The sequence below is a fragment of the Povalibacter uvarum genome (assembly GCF_014202975.1).
In the GTDB taxonomy this organism is placed as follows: Bacteria; Pseudomonadota; Gammaproteobacteria; order Steroidobacterales; family Steroidobacteraceae; genus Steroidobacter; species Steroidobacter uvarum.
On record NZ_JACHHZ010000003.1, the window covers coordinates 1 to 19,247 of the forward strand.

11 protein-coding genes are annotated in these 19,247 nt (G+C 62.0%); 6 read left to right on the forward strand and 5 right to left on the reverse strand.

Annotated elements, in window-relative coordinates; all coding sequences use genetic code 11:
• Positions 1–713 (reverse strand): thiolase family protein (locus tag HNQ60_RS11550; protein ID WP_456107244.1); only part of this gene is annotated, 713 nt, incomplete at its 3' end.
• A 262-nt stretch (positions 714–975) separates the two neighbouring features.
• On the opposite strand from HNQ60_RS11550, the gene HNQ60_RS11555 reads away from it, so the two are divergent.
• The 5 genes from HNQ60_RS11555 to HNQ60_RS11575 all read left to right on the forward strand — a co-directional run bounded on the left by HNQ60_RS11555 (position 976) and on the right by HNQ60_RS11575 (position 9,500).
• A complete protein-coding gene (locus HNQ60_RS11555) occupies positions 976–4,362 on the forward strand; it encodes an acetyl-CoA carboxylase family protein (protein WP_184331898.1) in 3,387 nt (1,128 codons plus the stop codon).
• Between the two features lie 71 nt (positions 4,363–4,433).
• Positions 4,434–5,135 (forward strand): TetR/AcrR family transcriptional regulator, encoded by a 702-nt coding sequence (locus tag HNQ60_RS11560; protein ID WP_184331900.1) that lies wholly within the window; start codon positions 4,434–4,436, stop codon positions 5,133–5,135.
• Between the two features lie 353 nt (positions 5,136–5,488).
• Positions 5,489–6,481 carry an alpha/beta hydrolase gene (locus HNQ60_RS11565; protein ID WP_184331902.1) on the forward strand — a complete coding sequence of 331 codons (993 nt, stop codon included), beginning with the start codon at positions 5,489–5,491 and terminating at the stop codon, positions 6,479–6,481.
• 89 nt (positions 6,482–6,570) lie between these two features.
• Complete coding sequence (locus tag HNQ60_RS11570) at positions 6,571–7,929, forward strand: spinster family MFS transporter (RefSeq protein ID WP_184331904.1); 1,359 nt, start codon at positions 6,571–6,573, stop codon at positions 7,927–7,929.
• Positions 7,926–9,500: a class I adenylate-forming enzyme family protein gene (locus HNQ60_RS11575; RefSeq protein ID WP_184331906.1), complete on the forward strand. Its 1,575-nt coding sequence runs from the start codon at positions 7,926–7,928 to the stop codon at positions 9,498–9,500. The genes HNQ60_RS11570 and HNQ60_RS11575 overlap by 4 nt, the downstream gene beginning before the upstream one ends.
• Before the next feature lie 59 nt (positions 9,501–9,559).
• Here the strand turns inward: HNQ60_RS11575 and HNQ60_RS11580 are convergent, their stop codons facing one another.
• The 3 genes from HNQ60_RS11580 to HNQ60_RS11590 form a co-directional block, all read right to left on the reverse strand.
• A complete protein-coding gene (locus HNQ60_RS11580; RefSeq protein ID WP_184331907.1) occupies positions 9,560–10,843 on the reverse strand; it encodes a 3-hydroxyacyl-CoA dehydrogenase in 1,284 nt (427 codons plus the stop codon).
• A gap of 254 nt (positions 10,844–11,097) precedes the next feature.
• Positions 11,098–12,321 carry a TetR/AcrR family transcriptional regulator gene (locus HNQ60_RS11585; RefSeq protein WP_184331909.1) on the reverse strand — a complete coding sequence of 408 codons (1,224 nt, stop codon included), beginning with the start codon at positions 12,319–12,321 and terminating at the stop codon, positions 11,098–11,100.
• Positions 12,322–12,519: 198 nt separating this feature from the next.
• On the reverse strand, positions 12,520–15,042 hold the full coding sequence (locus HNQ60_RS11590) for a TonB-dependent receptor (protein ID WP_184331911.1): 2,523 nt from the start codon (positions 15,040–15,042) through the stop codon (positions 12,520–12,522).
• A 439-nt stretch (positions 15,043–15,481) separates the two neighbouring features.
• Between HNQ60_RS11590 and HNQ60_RS11595 the strand changes: the two genes are divergently transcribed.
• Positions 15,482–18,244 (forward strand): outer membrane protein assembly factor BamB family protein, encoded by a 2,763-nt coding sequence (locus HNQ60_RS11595; protein WP_184331913.1) that lies wholly within the window; start codon positions 15,482–15,484, stop codon positions 18,242–18,244.
• 133 nt (positions 18,245–18,377) lie between these two features.
• Here HNQ60_RS11595 and HNQ60_RS11600 read toward each other — a convergent pair whose 3' ends face one another.
• The gene (locus HNQ60_RS11600; protein ID WP_184331915.1) at positions 18,378–19,181 is read right to left on the reverse strand and encodes an SDR family NAD(P)-dependent oxidoreductase; all 804 of its coding nucleotides are present in this window, start codon (positions 19,179–19,181) and stop codon (positions 18,378–18,380) included.
• Positions 19,182–19,247 lie beyond the last annotated feature (66 nt).

Sequence of the window (19,247 nt, forward strand, 5' to 3'; positions counted from 1 at the left end):
TTGAACACCGGCTGCAGCTTCTGCAGATCGGCGAGCGTGGTCTGCGGACGATTGCCCTCATCGAGCTTGATCGTCACTTCCTTCTCGGAGACGGCGCCGGTCTCTTTGTCGGTGATCTGCATGATCGAGGTGAGCGGGGCGATCTCATCGTTGTAGCGGCCCTCAGCCTGCGCCTTGGCGGTACGCTGCTGCGACTGCAGCGAGTACTCATCCTGAGCATCGCGGCTGACGCCGTAACGCTCGGCAACGATCTCGGCGGTTTCGATCATCGTCATGTAGATCTGCGGGACGTTCTTCACGAGCCACGGGTCCGCCACGCGGAAGCGATTCATCTTGTCGTTCTGCACGAGCGAAATCGATTCGATGCCGCCACCGATCGTGACCTGCATGCCATCAGTGATGATCTGTTTCGCCGCCGTGGCAATTGCCATCAGCCCTGAAGAGCACTGGCGGTCGATGGTCTGGGAGGGAACGGTCACGGGAAAGCCGGCCCGCAGCAGACCTTGTCTGCCCACATTGCCGCCTGTGCTGCCTTGCTGAAGTGCGCAGCCCATGACAATGTCTTCGATCTCAGCGCCTTCGATGCCGGCACGCTTCACTGCGTGAGCGATCGCATGGCTGGCGAGTTCCTGGCCCTGGGTGTTGTTGAACGCGCCGCGATACGCCTTGCCGATCGGCGTGCGGGCTGTCGAAACGATTACTGCTTCACGCATGGATGAGTCCTTCAGGAGAGTGGCCGGAATATAGATATCCGTCGGACGTACCGTCAATTCAATTATTGGGGGTCGCATCGGGGAAATACGAGTCGGTTCGTTGCATGAGGTACGCTCCGCCACTAGGAAAGTCAGAAGGATCAATCAGTTGATTGAGCCGGGCCGCTGCCGTCTTGCACGGCCGCGCCGTGGGCCTAATAATCCATACCAATAGTTAAAATATCGTGGGATGCCGGTCCCGCGGATTCACGCCGGGGGATCGATGCAGCTGGCCCAAGACAGCGAACAGACTCTGCTGATCGCCAATCGAGGCGAAATCGCTATCAGGATCGCGCGTGCCGCGGCTGCGGTGGGCATGCGCACCATAGCGATCTATTCCGAGGATGACGCGCGATCGTTGCACGTACGCAGATGCGACGATGCGATCGCGCTGTCTGGCAAAGGTGCGCGCGCCTATCTCGATTCAAAGCAGATCATCGATGCAGCGCTTGCGCGGGGATGCAATGCCATCCATCCCGGTTACGGATTTCTCAGTGAGAGCGCAGCCTTTGCTGCTGCCGTCCGCGACGCCGGTTTGACCTTCGTTGGACCGCGCACCGATCTTCTTGCTCTGTTCGGTGACAAGACTCAGGCCCGATCGCTTGCGCGCTCCCTGGAAGTGCCAGTGCCTCTTGGTACGTTCGCTGCCGCCTCGATAGATGACATCGCGCGATTCCGTTCCTCATTGCCCGCCGGTACCGCGATTGTGATCAAAGCGAGCGGAGGCGGAGGCGGCCGGGGAATGCGTGTCGTAACCCAGGAATCGGAGCTGCAGGAGGCTTATGCGCGGTGCCGATCCGAGGCGAAGTCCGCCTTCGGGGTCGATGAAGTGTATGTCGAGGAGTACTTCCCGTCGGTTCGCCATCTCGAAGTGCAGATCCTTGGTGACGCTGCCGGCAACGTCAGCCATCTCTGGGAGCGTGAATGCACCATTCAGCGGCGACATCAGAAACTCGTTGAGATTGCGCCCAGCCCTGGTGTGCATCCGCGGGTGAGGGATCGTGTCATCGACGCGGCATTGCGCATGGCGCGTCATGTGCGCTACGACAGCCTCGGGACGTTCGAATTTCTGGTCGATGCCGCCGGCGGAGCAGACGCGCGCTTCGTCTTCATCGAGACCAATGCGCGGCTGCAAGTGGAGCACACGGTTACGGAAGAGATCCTCGGCATCGATCTCGTGGAGGCGCAGTTGCGTGTCGCGAGCGGCGCCACGTTGCCGCAACTCGAGTTGACGCAAGAGCAGATTCCGCAACCGCGCGGCGCAAGCATGCAACTGCGCATCAACATGGAGGCGATGCAGCCGGACGGGTCGAGCAAGCCGACGTCCGGCAATCTGGCGGTGTTCGAGCCCCCCAGCGGACGAGGTATCCGCGTGGACACGTTTGGCTACGCGGGTTACGCGGCGCTGCCCGGATTCGACCCGCTGCTCGCAAAGGTCATCGTCCATTCGCAGCAGCCGGGATTCAATGCCCTTGCTGATGCGGCATATCGCGCGCTGTGCGAATTCAGGGTCGAGGGTGTGACCACGAATCTCACTTTCCTGCAGGCACTGCTCCAGCATCCGGAATTCATTGCTGACCGGGTCGACACGCAGTTCATCGCCCGTCACGGCGAAGAGTTGTTGCAGCCAGGGGCGGGGCATCCGCGGAGATTCATCGAAACGCCTGCAACTGCATTGCGCTCACAGCGCGTCGGAGCGCAGGTTGACAGCAATGACCCGCTCGCGGTGCTTGCGCACGGTAAACAAGAAGTACACGCCGCGTCTCAATCGTCGATCGACGACGACTCGCCTGGTGCGATCAAGTCCCCGCTCCAGGGCACGATCGTGTCGATCGACGTGCGTGAAGGTGACCTCGTTCATCGAGGCCAGCAGGTGCTCGTGATCGAGTCCATGAAGATGGAGCATGCGCTCGTCGCCTCTGTTGGTGGTCGCGTCATGACGATCGCCATTACCGTGGGCGACACCGTAGTGGAAGGGGCAACGCTGGTCGCACTCGAACCGCAAGACGTGGATAGAAGCGGTGCCGCCGATGTGGCGGCGGTGGATCTCGATCTCATTCGCCCCGATCTCCTCGAAGTCCTGCAGCGACACGAAGTGACTCTCGATGCGGCAAGGCCGGAGGCGGTAGCGCGGCGGCGCGCGACCAAACAGCGCACTGCGCGCGAGAACATCGACGATCTATGCGATCAGGGAACCTTCGTTGAGTACGGGCCGCTCGTACTCGCAGCACAGCGCGCCCGACGCTCGCTCGAGGAACTGATCGTCAAGAGCCCTGCGGACGGCATGGTCGCCGGTGTCGGTCGCATCAACGGCGCGCTGTTCCCGGAACCGCAAGCCAGCTCGGTCGTGATGTCGTACGACTACACGGTCTTTGCCGGGACGCAGGGGGCACGCAATCACATCAAGACCGATCGCATGATTCAGGTTGCCAAGCGCGGGCGGATGCCAGTCGTGATCTTCACCGAAGGCGGTGGAGGGCGGCCTGGGGACACGGAAACCAGCGGCGACGCTGGCGGAACGCCGACATTTGCAGACTTCGCGGAGCTCAGCGGCACGGTGCCGCTGGTCGGTATCGCGTCTGGGCGCTGCTTTGCCGGCAATGCCTCTCTGCTGGGATGCTGTGACGTGGTGATCGCCACAGCCAACGCCAACATCGGGATGGGCGGACCGGCAATGGTCGAGGGCGGCGGCCTGGGCGTCTTCAAGCCCGAAGAGATCGGGCCGATCTCGGTACAACTCGCCAACGGCGTGGTCGACATCGGTGTGGCGGACGAGGCGCAGGCTGTGCGCGCTGCCCGCCAGTACCTTTCGTACTTCCAGGGAACCGTCAAAGACTTCGAATGCTCCGATCAGCGTCAGCTGCGTCACGTCATTCCGGAGAATCGATTGCGGGCGTACGAAGTTCGCCGCGTCATCGACACGTTGTCGGACACTGCCTGCGTGCTCGAGCTGCGTTCGCAGTTCGCGCGAGGCATGATCACGTCACTCATTCGTATCGAGGGCATGCCTGTCGGTGTGATCGCCAACAATCCGCAGCATCTCGGCGGGGCGATCGATGCCGACGGAGCGGACAAGGCTGCGCGCTTCATGCAGCTTTGCGACAGCTACGACATCCCGATCCTCTTCCTTTGCGATACGCCGGGCATCATGGTCGGGCCCGAGATCGAGAAGACGGCGCTGGTGCGTCACTCGAGCCGCATGTTCGTCATCGGAGCGAACCTCAGCGTGCCGTTCTTCACGATCGTCCTGCGCAAGGCGTACGGGTTGGGTGCGATCGCGATGGCAGGAGGATCGTTCAAACGTCCGATGGCGACGGTTGCGTGGCCGACGGGTGAGTTCGGCGGTATGGGTCTGGAAGGCGCGGTGAAGCTTGCCTACCGCAACGAGCTCGCGCAGATAGCGGATCCCATCCAGCGTCGCAAAAAGTACGACGAGATGGTCGCGAAGCTCTACGAACAGGGCAAAGCACTCAGCATCTCCACCATTTTCGGCGTCGATGACACGATTGATCCGGCGGATTCCCGTCGATGGCTCGTGAGTTTGTTGAAGGCAGCGCGTGCAGCGCCGGGGCGACGACGCCGGAAACGACCCGGTATCGACAGTTGGTAACTCAGCGCGGACTTCCTCGGTACTGATGTACAGTCGCTGTTTCAGCAGAAGGCAGGAGTTCGAACAGTCTCATGGCGCGGCGATCCAAGACTCCGACAGCAACGGCGGATACGCGAGAAAAGCTCATCGAAGTGGCGGCCCGGCATTTCGCCGAGCACGGCTACCGGGGCGCCAGTCAGCGCGAAATCCAGCGAGAGCTCGGAGTGAATCCGGGGGCCGTGCACTACCACTTCGGTTCGAAGGAGGCGCTCTATCGCGGTGTGATCGACGCCTTCATTCACGGCGTCCAGGAGGAACGACTGAAGCTGTTGAAGGAGATGGATCCGGAGCTCGTCGGCCGCGCGAGACTGCGGCGCCTGCTGTACAGCTACTTCTATCCGCACGTCGCTCTCGCCAGCACAGCGGCGGGGCTCCCATATGCGCGCATCCTCGCCGGCGTCCAGCATGAGTACAAAACCGCATCGGCGAAGATCTTCGACGACATCGTGGCGCCGGTCCGGAACCGTTACATCGCTGCGATCCTTGAGCTGTTCCCGGATACGCCCCGCGCTGAGATTCAGCGGCTGCTCGCAATGTCCGTCGCTTTGATGGCAGTAACAGCTACGTGGCACGATTCCGTGCCCAAGGCGGTCGCGAACGAGGAAGCCGTTCGCGAGCTTGCGCGGGAGCTCGCTCGCTTCACGGCGGCGGGGTTCGAGGCGCATCTCGGAGAAAAAACGCGGTCGACCGGCGGGGCGAAGCGCAAGCGGGCCGTGCGGAAGACCGCGAGATAGCTGTCGTCGACTTCCTGGCCTGCCGCAGCAGGCCGATTCCCGAAATCTCCCCTTCGCTGCCGGCACGCAGCCTGGCGACAGGTCCGGCACCTGTCTGTTGCCTTTCGTTTCAGTCATTTGACTGAGAAGCCCTCTTGACCTCTTTCCGCGGCCATCGGTCAAGTTAAGTTGTCTGGAGGGTATGCGGAAAAACAAAGGCATTGATTCTTTTTTTCACTGCGTGGTATGTACTGTCCCCGGCAAGATACAAGCGGCCCGGGCGACTGTCAGTCAGGTGATTGGACGGGCGGCGCCGGGGCTTCCAGGCATTGTTCCAGCACTGCTGGACGATTGGCGGATCGACAGGGGGATTCATGGCTATGTTCAGATATCTGTTGCTGTGCGCGGCTCTCATGCAGGCGCCGCTCACGAGCGCTCAGGCTGCGGAGTCGGGCAGCGAACCAGCGCGTGCGCGCCCGGCGGGATTCGTGGTTCCTGAAGACATTCGTCAGAGACGCGTCGATATCTACAGTGAAGGCAACCGCATGACCGGCTATGTCTTCGTCGCGAAGTCGGTCGCCGCGGATGCAAAGCTGCCGACGATCATCATGGCTCACGGCTGGGGCGGCGTGCAGGCGCAGTTGCGTCAGGACGCCTCGGAGTTTGCGCGTGAGGGATACCTCGTCGTGACGTTCGACTATCGCGGCTGGGGAGAGAGCGATTCACGTGTCGTGCTCAAATCCGCCGCGACAGATGTCACGAAGACCGATTTCACTGCCGAAGTGCATGCGATCAGGGAAGTCGTCGATCCACTCGACATGGCGGCGGACTGGCAGAACGCAATCCACTGGGTTCATGGAGAAGGGCAGGTCGACGCCAACCGGATCGGGCTGTGGGGGAGCAGCATGGGCGGCAGTTATGTCGTCTACGCGGGTGCGCACGATGCCCGCGTAAAAGCTGTCCACAGCCAGGTGACTGGCGGGCTCAAGGGATCGTTGTGGACGCAGTGGATGCCGCAGGGATTCGAAGAGGCGACCAAGCGTGCGCGCGGTGAGCTGGCCTATCCGCCGCCCTCGCAGATGAACGGTGGTTTGCGCGGCGCACCGATCACGAGCCGCTTCGCCAACTACAACCCGCTCGACGACATCACGGACGTGAACACAGTCGCGTTCCAGTTCGTCCTGTCGGAGCACGAGCAGTATCTCAACAACGAAGAGCACGCGATCGCGGCGTACAAGCGCTATCAGGGGCCGAAGAAGCTGGTTGTCATCCCGGGAACCTCGCACTACGACATCTATTCGAAAGCGCGAGAACGCTCTCATGAGCTGGCGCTCGAGTGGTTCGATCTCTACCTGAAGAAGAAATAGGCGCCCTGAACATCAGAGTGGGCGTCACCTGGGCGTGAGCTCACCGAGCGCATTGCCTTACTGCGGTTCGTGAGAGAGGGGGAAACGAAGTGATTTCGAGAGAGGAGGCGGCGCTGAACGCGCCGGCGGCTCGGTCCGCGGAAACTTCGGAGGAATTCCGCGCGTCCGAGGGCTACCGCTATTACGTCGTGTGGCTGCTGTGTGGCGTCTACATGATCAACATGATGGATCGGCAGTTGCTGTCTATCCTGGTGGAGCCCATCCGGACCGAGTTCGGTCTGACCGATACTCACATGGGGTTTCTCACAGGACTCGCATTCGCGGCCGTCTACACGGTGATGGGCGTTCCGCTGGCGCGCTTGGCCGATCGCAGCAGTCGCGTCAATCTGATCGCGATCTCGATCGTCGTGTGGAGTGCTTTCACGGCACTCACTGGTACCGCGAAGACGTATGTGCACCTGCTCGTTGCGCGAGTGGGCGTTGGTATTGGTGAAGCCGGCTGCAATCCGGCGGCTTACTCGCTGATCAGCGACTATTTCGAGTCGAAGCGCCGGGCGACGGCGCTGTCGATCTATCAGTTGGGCGCGTACGCGGGCTCCTTCCTCGGAATGTTGCTGGCTGGTTGGGTCGCTCACACTCACGGCTGGCGCATGGCCTTCTTCGTCGTCGGCCTGCCGGGGCTCGTGATTGCACTGCTCGTCAAGATCACGTTGCGAGAGCCGCCTCGTGGCTTTTCGGACGAGACCAAAGTGGTCTCCGAGCCGCCATCGGCGTGGGTCGTCATTCGATCCCTGCTGTCGAAGCCTTCGTTCCGGCACCTCGCCTTCGCTGCCGCGCTCCACAATTTCGTCATCTATGGCGCCGGCAACTTCTACTCGGCGTTCCTCATGCGATCACACGGAATGAGCGTCGCTGAAGTCGGCTTCCAGCTCGCCATCGTCACGGTGGTCGGCGGCGTCGCGGGCACGTATTTCGGCGGCTGGCTCAGCGACTGGTTCGCGAATCGTCGCGATGACATTCGCTACTATCTGTGGATCCCGGCGCTCTCACTGGTCGTCGGCTTTCCGATCTCCGAGCTGGTCTTCTTCATCGACGATCCGACGATCGTCATGTGGCTGCTCATTCCTTCCATCTTCTGTGCCGCCGCTTATCTTGCGCCAAGCATTACCGCGACCTACCGGCTCGTCGGTGTGAGGGAACGTGCGCTCGCCAGCGCATTGCTCCTGTTCATTCTGAATCTCATCGGCCTGGGCTTCGGGCCGCTGCTGGTCGGGGTGCTGAGCGATTCGCTGCGATCCGGCTATGTTGCTCAGGGGATACCCGAGGCGCAGGCGCTTGCTGATGGGCTGCGCTGGTCGCTTCGCGCTACAGTACTCGTCAATCTCTGGGCTGCCGTGCATTACTTCCTCGCGGCCCGCACGCTTCGGCAGGAGACGCTTCGCGCATGAGAGTCACGGCTGCATCTATCGCCGCGATGAGGGAACGACCCTTCGGGTCGCATCACGAGCTCATTCAGGCGCATGCCTCACTGCGGCCGAAGAAGGTCGCGATGATCCAGGAAGGGCGGCGCATCACTTATGGTGATCTCGATGTCCTGATGGACCGCATCGCCGCGGGTCTGCAGCGTGACGGGATCAAGCCGGGTGATCCGGTTGCGATCTGTGCTTCCGCTTCCATCGAGTACGGCGCGGTATTCATGGCGACGCTGCGTGCGGCCGGAGGCGTCGTACCGCTTGCGCCTTCCTCGACCGCGCAGAGTCTCATGACCATGCTCGAGGATTGCGGGGCTACGATCCTGTTTCTCGATGCAGCGGTTGCGAGTGCGCTCGCGCCCCTGCGCAAGTCGACGGGGCCGACCTGGGTCATGCTCGATGGATCGGACGCCGGCGTGCGTTTTGAAGACTGGCTTCCTTCGAGCGAATCGAAGCCGCAGGCCGTGTCGATGGACCCTAATGCGGCATTCAACATCATCTACTCTTCGGGAACGACGGGCACGCCCAAGGGCATCGTGCAGTCGCATCAGCTGCGATGGTTGCAGCTCATGCGCGACAAGGGGCACGACTACGACGCGGATTCGGCGCAGGTCACGCTGGTCTCGACGCCGCTCTATTCAAATACCACGCTCGTGAGTTTCCTGCCTACGCTCGCGAATGGCGGCACAGTGGTGCTGCAAGCGAAGTTCGATGCCGTGAAGTTCCTGGAGCTTGCGCAGAAGCACCGGGTCACTCACGCGATGCTGGTGCCCGTGCAGTATCGTCGGCTGATGGCGGTGCCGGACTTCGAGCGCTATGACCTGTCGAGCTTCGTGATGAAGTACAGCACCAGCGCGCCTTTCGCGGGTGATCTCAAGGCGGATGTGCTCAAGCGCTGGCCCGGCGGTCTTACGGAGTACTACGGAATGACTGAAGGCGGCGCGTCGTGCGTGCTGCTGGCTCACGAGCGGCCCGACAAGCTGCACACGGTCGGCTGCCCGTTTCCAGGTCACGAGATGCGGGTGATCGACGAGGAGGGTCGAGAGCTGCCGGCCGGTCAGGTGGGAGAGATCGTCGGTCGCTCGCCGGTCATGATGAATGGCTATCTGAATCAGCCGAAGAAGACCAGCGAGGCAGAGTGGTACGACGAGAAGGGCAATCGATTCATCCGCACGGGTGATGTGGGATGCTTCGACGCGGAAGGATTCCTCACGTTGATGGACCGCCGCAAGGACATGATCATCTCCGGCGGCTTCAACGTCTATCCGAGCGATATCGAAGCAGTGCTCGTTCAGCACGAGGGAGTCCTCGAGGCTGCGGTCGTCGGTGTGCCCTCGGAGCGATGGGGTGAAACCCCGGTGGGCTTCGTCGTGCCACGCGATGGATGCTCGCTCGATGCGAGCAGTCTTTGCTCATGGGCGAATGAGCGTCTCGGCAAGACGCAGGCGATCAGCGCGATCGAAGTGGTGTCCGCGCTGCCGCGCAGTGCGATTGGCAAAGTGTTGAAGCGCGAACTGCGGGACCGCTATCGGCCTCGCTCGAGCTGAGTTCAAGCCTTCAGGCCATGTGCCCGGGCTCGATGCCCGGGCGAGTGCGGATTCGGCGTCTACACCGACAGAAAGCCTCGGCCCTGTGATGCGAGTGTCGCAAGCAGCGACGCAGGTTCAAACGCAGTGCCGTGGCTTCGTGCGAAGTCTTGCAATCGGGCTGTAATTTTTTCGAGCCCGACAGAATCCGCGTAGTACATCGGCCCGCCTCGATCCTTCGGCCAGCCGTATCCGTAAAGCCATACGACGTCGATATCCGAAGCGCGCAGCGCTTTGCGCTCCTCGAGCACGCGTGCGCCCTCATTGATCAGCGGATACAGGCAGCGTTCGAGAATCTCACTGTCGGAAACGACGCGCCGTGTCTTGCCTTGTCGCGAGGAGAAGTCGCGCACCGCCTTCTCCGTGATCGGCGAAGGCGTGTGCTTGCGGTTCTCGTCGTAGTCGTAGAAGCCGGCGCGCGTCTTCTGTCCAAGCCGGCCTTGTTCGCACAGAACGTCGCGCAGCGTTTCTCCGCGTGATGTCTCGCGAGTCCAGCCAATGTCGAGGCCGGCGAGATCCGCCATCTGGAAAGGACCCATCGGAAATCCAAACTCGCAAAGTGCGCGATCGACGTCCCAGGGCATCGCGCCCTCGAACAGCAACTGCTCTGCCTGAACCTGTCGCGGGTAGAGCATGCGATTGCCTACGAAGCCGGGGCATACGCCGACGAGGACTGCGATCTTCCCAAGTCGATGCGCCAGGTCCATGCACGTCGCGATCACGCTCTGGCTGGTTTTATCGGCGCGAACGACCTCAACGAGCTTCATCACATTGGCGGGTGAGAAGAAATGAAGCCCGATCACCGCTTCCGGGCGGCGGGTGACCGAGGCGATCTCGTCGATGTTCAGGCCTGACGTGTTGGTCGCAAGAATGGCGCCGTTCTTCGCAATTCCGTCGAGCCGCGTGAAGATCTGCTTCTTCACGGCCATGTCCTCATAAACGGCTTCGATGACGAGGTCGCAGTCGCCCAGGGCGTCAAGAGACAGCGAGCCGCTGAGCAGGCTCATCCGCGCTTCGACGTCCTCCGCCGTGATTCGCCCTTTGCGCGCGCTGTTCTCGTAGTTGCGTCGAACCGTAGCCAGTCCTCGCTCAAGGGCCGGCGCTTGGGTTTCGATCAGCTTTACCGGAATGCCGGCGTTGGCGAAGTTCATGGCGATGCCGCCGCCCATCGTGCCGGCGCCCACGATTCCGACGCGAGCGATCGGGATCAGGGGCACGTGGCCGGGGATATCCGGCACGATCCGGGCCTGAGATTGGGCTCGCGTGATGTACTCAGTGACTGCCGGGTTAGGCGATGCGGTCATATCGGATATCCATGGGGCTGCTTGCTCTGGCCGTCGGGCGCAGACCCTATAGTCAAAAACACTGGTTGGATGCAGGCCAGAGTCGAGTATTTTGGAAACTATAGACACCAACGACACATACCGTCAATTCAATTTATGGGTAACGATCAACGCGATCACGAGTACGGCAATCGCTGATGCGGCTGGTGATGACGGTGGGGAGGGCGTGAGGGGAGTGCCACGCCCTAGGCAGGCGTGAGAATCGAAGCGGCCTGCTACTTGGTGAGCAGCCCTTCGAACAGCGGCCGTGCGTAGATCTCCGCGCCGTTCTGCGCGGTGACACCGGGAGCCCAGAGGTGCAGTTCGGCCGAGGCGTTGATCATCGCGGTGATCATCTGTGCGGCGATAGTCGCGTCCGCTGCCCGCAACGAACCGTCTGCGATGCCGTCGCTGCAAACGAGCGCGAACCTCCCGGAGATCCGGTCGAACTCACCGATCAGCTGGCGGTGAATGTTCTCCGGTACGGACGTCAGTGCCGAGGTTCGCAGGAGCGGGGCGCTGCCGGTGAGTTGGTAATTCAGCAATGCGGCGCAGACGGAGGCGAGATTCTCGTAGCCGGTCTTGCTCGACGATGCGGCCGCGCGCTGTGCATGTCGCATGACCTCGAGGGTGCGCGCGAAACAGGCTTCGACCAGGTCGTCCTTGGCGTCGTTGTGATGATAGAACGCGCCCTTGGTGACATTGAGCTGTTCGGAGATCTTCTGGACCGACGCGCCGAGATAGCCCTGTTCGTTGATGAGTACCGTCGCGGCACGAAGGAACGTCTCGCGACTCTCGCTTGATCGATCGCTCGGAGAGGCCGGCAACGATGGCAGCGTCTGGGGTGACCATTTGCCGCGATTGTGAGCCAGGCCGCTTTCGAGGATATCCAGGGCATGGTCGGCCAGGCGGCCGTAGTCGTCGGCGTCGTAATGGTCGATCCAGACGACCGACCAGAAGAGCTGCGACAGCAGCAGATGGATGCGGGCGTTGCAGTCGACGCGCTCGAGATTGCTGAACTCGCGCGACTTCATCAGCAGGCTGCGCGTGCGCCGGAACATTCCTTCGTAAGCTTTGCCCACGCCAGGATCGTGGACTGCGCGCACGTCATTGAACACCGCCATCTGATCGGCTTCACCAATCGCGATCTTGCGACGGTGCTCGAAGAAGCCGCGCACGAATGCTTCCAGCGCTTCCCGGGCGGTGCGTGCTTGCTCTGCCTGAGTCGCAAGCGTGTCATACACTTCGATGGACCGATGGAAGCAGGAGGCCGCGAGCTCTTCCTTGCTCCGGAAGTAATACATCACGGCGGTCGGCACGAGATCGAGCTTGGAAGCGACATCCGCCAGGGTCATTCCCTTGACGCCCTTCTTGTTCAGAACTTCGACAGCGGCGCGAAGGATCATGTCCTTGCGCTTGTGAAATTTCTTGGTGGGCTCCGGGCGGGATCGCGTGGCCATTTTCGTCGTTGTTGCATCCTGAACGCAGACATACCGTAGCGACAAATTGTGCCCGTGGCGAGCAATTTTTGCACCCCGGTATGCACGCGCTCCTGCGCGGCTTCATGCCGAGGGCTGGAAAACGATTGCCGCCCGAACGCGGGCGGCGTCGTGGTCACGGCCCGATGCGAATCGCGTCGCATCGGGCCGTGCTCCCATTCAGAAGCGATAGCGTGTTTGCAGCGTGTACATCCGGGGTGGAGCAGGGAAGCCGATGCGGGTGCCGATTTGCGAGGGCGCTTCGAACTCGTACCAGTAGTACTCCTCATTGGTCGCGTTCTGCACGAGCAGACCGATGCTCCAGCCGTCCTTGCCGGCCGGTCGCAACGTTGCGCCCAGATCCATGAGCGTTCGTGACCCTTGCTCGATCGTGGGGTCCAACGCATTGCGCTGCTGGCCCGTGTAGACGACGTCGGCGCGCATCAGCAGTTCGAGGGAACTGGTGAGAGACGCGGTGTATCCGACGCCGAAATTACCCGAGAAAGTGGGCGCGAAGCGGTCTCCGGAGTTGTCTTGCAGATAGGAGGCCGGTGTCCCTGCTCCTGGGTTGGCGGGAGTGAACACGCAACCCGGGACCGGATCCGGGAAGTAGCGCTGCGGGATGCTGCAGGCATTGCCCTCGTTCTCGAGGAAGCGGGCGTCGAGCCAGATCATGCTCGCATTGAGTCGCAACGCATCCGTCGCCTGCCAGATCGTCTCCAGCTCGAGGCCTTCTGCGCGGGATTTGCCCGCGTTGCCGACGTCGAACCCATCACCGACCCAGGTCGACGTCTGCAGGTCCTCGAATTCCTGGTGGAAGAGCGCGAAGTTCAGCGCCGCGCTGCCGTCGAGCAAGCGCAGCTTGCCGCCGAGCTCGTAGCCGGTGACGGTTTCGTCGCTGAACGTTCTGTCCGAGGCGTTCTGACCGACGGTAGCTGAGTTGAAGCCGCCGCCTTTGTGGCCCTGAGCGGCCTTGAGGTACAGCATGGTGTCGGCGGTCGGGTCCCACGACAGCGTGAGTTCGGGTGACCAATCCTCCTCGGTGATGGTCTGCGTTATGCCGACGCGCGATGTGTTGATGATCCCGTTCACGTTGGCCGGCAGCGTGGCCAGGATGCGAGTGATCAATGCGACATCGGCGGGATTGCCGACCAGAGTGCCGCCGCTGTCGCGCGAGACGTCCAGGAACCGGGTCGAACCGAATTCGGACAGGGCATAACGATCCGTCGCGGTCTTGTCCTCGCGATTCCAGCGCAATCCGGCGGTCAGATGCCAGGTTGGCGTGAAATCGAACGTTCCCGAAAAATAGGCGGCGACGCTTTCGGTCTCCTGATCGAGATAGCGCAACTGAGCGTAGCGCCAATCGCTCGCCGGCCCGCCAAAAATGAGCGGGTCGGTCGGCTGTACGCCGAACGGCAGCAGGAAGACGCGAATGTCGATGTCGGTGCGACGATCCACGTAGAAGTCGTTCTTGAAGCCATGCAGACCGAGAAGGTACTCGAAGCGGTCGCCGACCTTCGAGAACAGCTGCAGCTCCTGGCTGAACTGATCGAACTCCTGGGTGATCGGCTCATAGAGGAAGTCCGTCGGGCTCCAGTCGACGTCGCGTCCATCCTCGGAGTCGTAACTCGAATAGCCGCTGATTGAAACCAGCCGGGTGTCGGGCGTGAACGAGTACTCCATTCGAACGGCGACATTATTGGCCTCGACGTCCGCTGTTTCCTGCTGCTTCGAAGTCTGGTCGAAGGTCCCAGCCTCGAAGTCCGGGTCGTAGGCGAGGTAGCTGCTCAGCCGGGCCTCAGGGCCCACGTCTGCCGCGGTTGCGGCGCAGGGCCAGCCAGTCGCCATCCCGAAACAGGTCGGACGTCCGACCTGCACGCCGCTCACCGACGAAATATTGAACGCCCGGCCGAAGCGCTCGTACTCGGAATGCTCGAGCTTCGTTCGCATGCTGAAGGAATCCGTGGGCGTCCACAGGAAAGTCGCGCGACCGATCCAGTCGTTGCCCTGTTCCTCGCGTTCATTCGTCAGCGTATTGCGAACGTATCCCTCTTCCTCCGAGTAGCGCAGGGCCACGCGAGCCGCCAGGGTGTCAGTAATGCCCCCATTGACCACGGCTGTGTAGACCTGGCGATCGATCTCCGAGGTGAAATCGGCGCTCAGGTCCGCGGAAAAATCCTGCGTCGGCTGCCCGGTGGTGATCACGACGGCGCCCGCGGTGGTGTTCTTGCCGAAGAGCGTGGCCTGTGGCCCCTTGAGCACTTCGACCGATCCGATGTCGAGGAACGTGCTGCGAAACTGACGCTCGCGCCCCGCATAAATTCCGTCGATGAAGAGACCCACGGACTGGTCGAAGCCGAAATTCAGGCCGGTCGCGAAGCCTCGAATGCTGATCGATGTCTGCTCGCCGCCTTCCCGCACATTGAATCCCGGCACGTACGCGGACAACTGGTCGAGGTTCTGCAATGACAACTCGCGAATGGTCTCCGCGGACACCACGGAGACGGCGACGGGAACGTCCTGCAGGCTTTGCTCTCGTCGTTGCGCTGTGACGAGGACTTCTTCGAGCGTCCGGCCGCTCCCTTCCGCGGCGAGTGCTGATGGCGTTGATAGCGTCAGGGCCGTTGCGGCAATAGCGATTGACGACGCAACGGGGCTGGGTCCGCGCCTCCATGGCAAGTGCGCTGTTGTGTTCGTGTTCATGCATTCCCCCTGGATCAGTTGTCTAATAGTGATTCTGTTTCCGGCATACCGACTATGCAATTACGCCATATGGACCATACCACCGATACAATTGACTAATCCACAGATGATGGAAATGCCATAAAAATGGCATCCACGAAGGAGGTAACGAACGACCGGTCATTCAAGTGATGTTGCCGCGCAAGAACTGGGAGCCGCGATGCAGTCGCCAAAAGGCCTGGGATGGGTAGATCGACCCACTCCTCATTCGCGTGCAAGTTGGCGATTTGTACAACAAAAACCGCTACCTGAAGTTACCGAGGCTCGCACATGCTGGAGCCCAATCAATCAGTTGATGGGTCTTGAACTATTTTTTGAGCGGGTGGTATGGTCAGAGGAGGGGTCAGCACAAGTCACAACGATCCGGCGGCTGCCGCAGCCGCCTCAAGGGGAATCAGTCATGCGATTGAAGGTTGTCGCCGCTGCGATGCTTGCAGCAGCCATGCTTGCCGGCTGCGGAGGGGGAGGGGGTGGTGGCGATTCGCCACCACCGCCTCCAGCCACCGATACCACACCCAATGCTTTCAGTTTCGTCGCGCGCACGAACGTCGCGGTCGATACGCCGATCGCGTCCTCGGCCGTCACCATCTCCGGAATCAATGCAGCGGCCCAGATCAGCGTCACCGGAGGTGAGTACTCGATCAATAACGGGGCCTACACCAGCGCCGCCGGCACAGTAACCAATGGCCAGCAGGTTGCGGTGCGCGTCACGTCGAGCGCGACTGCAAGCACTGCGGTCACAGCCACATTGACCGTGGGTGGCGTGAGTGCCGTATTCAGTGTGACGACGGCTGCGATGACGAGTGGTGACCCTCTGCCGATCGGCTCGCAGAACTGGCCGATGTTCGGTCACGACTACGGGAACACCCGGGCCTCGAAGGACGAAACCATCGGCCCGCAGCATGTCGCGAACTTGCGGGTCGCGCATCGCGTCACAGGCGCGGGCGTCTCGAGCACACCGGCAATAGTGGACGGGGTCGTCTATTTCAGTGACTACGCCGGCTGGCTGAAGGCGGTCAACGCGGAGACCGGCGCGGAGATCTGGAGCAAGCGGCTGCAGAACACGATGCTGACGCCTTCGCCCTTCGTATCCGGGGACAGTGTCTACATCGCCGGTGACAACTCGAACGTCTATTCGGTAAACCGCTCGACCGGCGAGGTGCGCTGGACGGTCAAGATCGAGACGACGCCATACAACCGGATCTGGTCTTCACCCATGGTCGTGGGTGATACGCTGCTCATTGGCGCGGCCTCGTATCAGGTCTTCTTCGCTGCAACTCCGCTGTTCCGCGGCTCTGTCGTCGCACTGGATATCAAGACGGGCGCGGAGAAGTGGCGCTTCTCCGTTTGCCCGCCGGCGTCGTGCGGTGGCGGCGTTTCGGTGTGGTCGAGCGTGGCCGTGGATCCGGATCTGAAGCTTGCGTTCATCGGTACCGGACAGGCCTACTTCACTCCCGCGGGCCCGTACTCCGATGCGTTGCTCGCCATCAACTATGAGACGGGCGCTCTCGTCTGGCATCACCAGATCACGGCTGACGACGTCTACACGATCAATGGCGGCAGTCTCGATCGTGACGTCGGCGCTGCCCCGAACCTGTTCGAGGCGTCGATCAATGGCTCGGTGCGAAAGCTCGTAGGAGTCGGCGACAAGGGTGGACACTACACAGTCGTTGATCGGGAAACCGGTCAGCGAGTGTGGCAGCGGACCGTGGATCCTCGTACCCCCTCGGGCAGCCCGATCGGCGGCGTGATGGGGACGCCCACGGTAGCGGACGGCCGGATCTACTTCACGAACAACACTTCGACTGTGGGAACCGGTCGATTCGATGCGAGGCCGGGTACGAGCACGGCGTTTGCGCTCGATGCTGCAACCGGCGACATCGTGTGGAATCTGAATCTTCCCGCAGGCAGCTTCAGCGGCAACACCGTGGCGAACGGCCTGTTGTACTTCATTACGTGGGACGGCCAGTTGCGCGTAATCGATGCAACGAACGGGACGTTGCTTCACTCGATGCCTGTCGGCGCGCAAGTCGGCAGCTACGATGCGGCCGCCGAAGGCTTCCCCGATGGATCGACGAGCGGACCGGTGGTTTCGAACGGGCGCATCTACGCCGGATACGGTTGGACCTGGGGTGCGAATGTCGCCGGCGGGCTCGCGATTCTCGAATCCGATTCCGTGCCGCCGCCGCTTCGCTGGGCGGCGACGTGTCCGGCGGGCTTCACGCCGCAGGAAGGTCTCAATTCCGGCTTCATGTCGGACGGCTATTCCCGCAGCTTCCGGATTCTCCCGGCTACTACCGGCACCGGCCCGCGGCCGGTCTTCGTGTCGCTTACCGGCACTGCGGAGATGGAAGCGGATTTCATGCGCGCCACCTTCATCGATCAATTGCCCGCTCAGGGATTCACGGTCATTTCGCCAGTGAGAATCTGTGCGGCGAACGGAACCAACTCGGTGTGTGCGTCGGGGACGGTGACCACCCAGGACGGACGCACGTGGGAGCCGTGGTTCGATGGCGTCGGTCAGAGCAACGTCGCGCAGTATCAGGATGCCGGCACGGACGTGCGGTTCTTCGAGCGAGCGGTGAAGTGTGCGGCGACGCGCTATGAGATCGACCAGACGCGTATCTTCATCGGTGGTATCTCCGCCGGCGGCACTGCGACCAATCGTGCGCTGACTTTCAGTTCGGGATTCTTTGCGGGCGGCGCCCCTGCCTCCGGCGAATGGTATCGAACGGATGGCGTTCCCATCTCAGTCGAAAATGTCGGCGATGCGATCATCGAAGGGCGCGCTGCTCCACGGCCGCTCGATCGTTCCGCGGAGGCGTTGCAGCCATCGATCAACATCGTGTTGTGGGGCGGTGCCACCGACAAGTGGTACGCCAATGGCGCGACAGGCCCGCTGATCGCGAACTACAACCCGTCGACGAAGCTCTCAGCCAACTACTTCGCAAGCCAGTCGAATGTAGTAACAGTCTCGTGCACGCACGATCTGAATTACGCGCCGCCGATCGGCGGGCATCTTTGGCCGCGCAGCCAGGCGATGACGAACTGGGTGGCGACGACGCTGGCGGCTCATCCGAAGGGAACGCCACGCGAGGCGTTCGTGTTGCCACCTACGCCGGCTGGGTTGACCTGCGTTCTGGGGAGCTACCAGGACCACTAAGGTCATTCAGATGCGCGGGCGAGGTTAGTCACCTCGCCCGCGCGGATAGGAACTGAACTTGTCATTCCCGCGCAGGCGAGGATCTTTCGACCCCCGATCCGAACCCGCGCGGGGATGGCAGGCCGTGAACGGTTCAGCCGTTCGCGCGCTCGTGGAACTGCCAGATGCGGCCGCCGTCGACGACGAGGTCGTGGCTGTTCACGAAGCTGCCTTCGTCACTGGCGAGGAATAGAGCGGCATTCGCGATGTCGAGGCTCTGTCCCGAGCGCGGCAGCGGCGTGGCACGAGCCAGGTTCTGCTCGAGCTTGGCCTGCTTGCGGCGATTCTCTTCATTGCTCAGCTGGCCCGCGCGTGCTGACCCGCCCCAGAAGATCGGCGTTGCGATCGCGCCAGGGGAAATTGCATTGACGCGGATGTTGAATGCGCCGAGCTCGACGCCCGCAAGGTGAGTGAGTTGTGCCACCGCTGCCTTGGCTGCCGAGTACAGGAGGTCACCCTGGCCGAAGCGATGCGCGGCGACGCTGGCGTTGTTGATGATGCTCCCGCCGTGATCTTTCATGACGCGCGCCGCATGCTTCATACCGAAGATCACGCTGCCCACGAGGAGCTGCAGTCCGTCGCGAACCTCCTGCTCGGTGACGCTTTCGAGCTTGCACGGGGTAACCGCGCCTGCGTTGTTGAACATGCAGTCGAGCCGTCCGAATCGCTTGACCGCGGAATCCACCAGGCGTGCGATGTCCGCTTCGCGCGTCACATCGGCGGGCTCGAACACAACACGTTCGCCCAGTTCCCGCGCGAGCGATTCGCCTTTGGATACGGTCCGTCCAGCAATGAGCAGTCGTGCGCCCTCTTCCGCGAAGCGGCGTGCCGTCGCCTCGCCGATTCCGCTGGTTGCGCCCGTGATGATCACTGCCTTGCCTTCAAGTCTGCCTGCCATCGAAGTTCTCCCGGTGAGTTGTGGGGTGTGAATGGTGATCGTGTGACCGGCACTGGCTTCGGCACA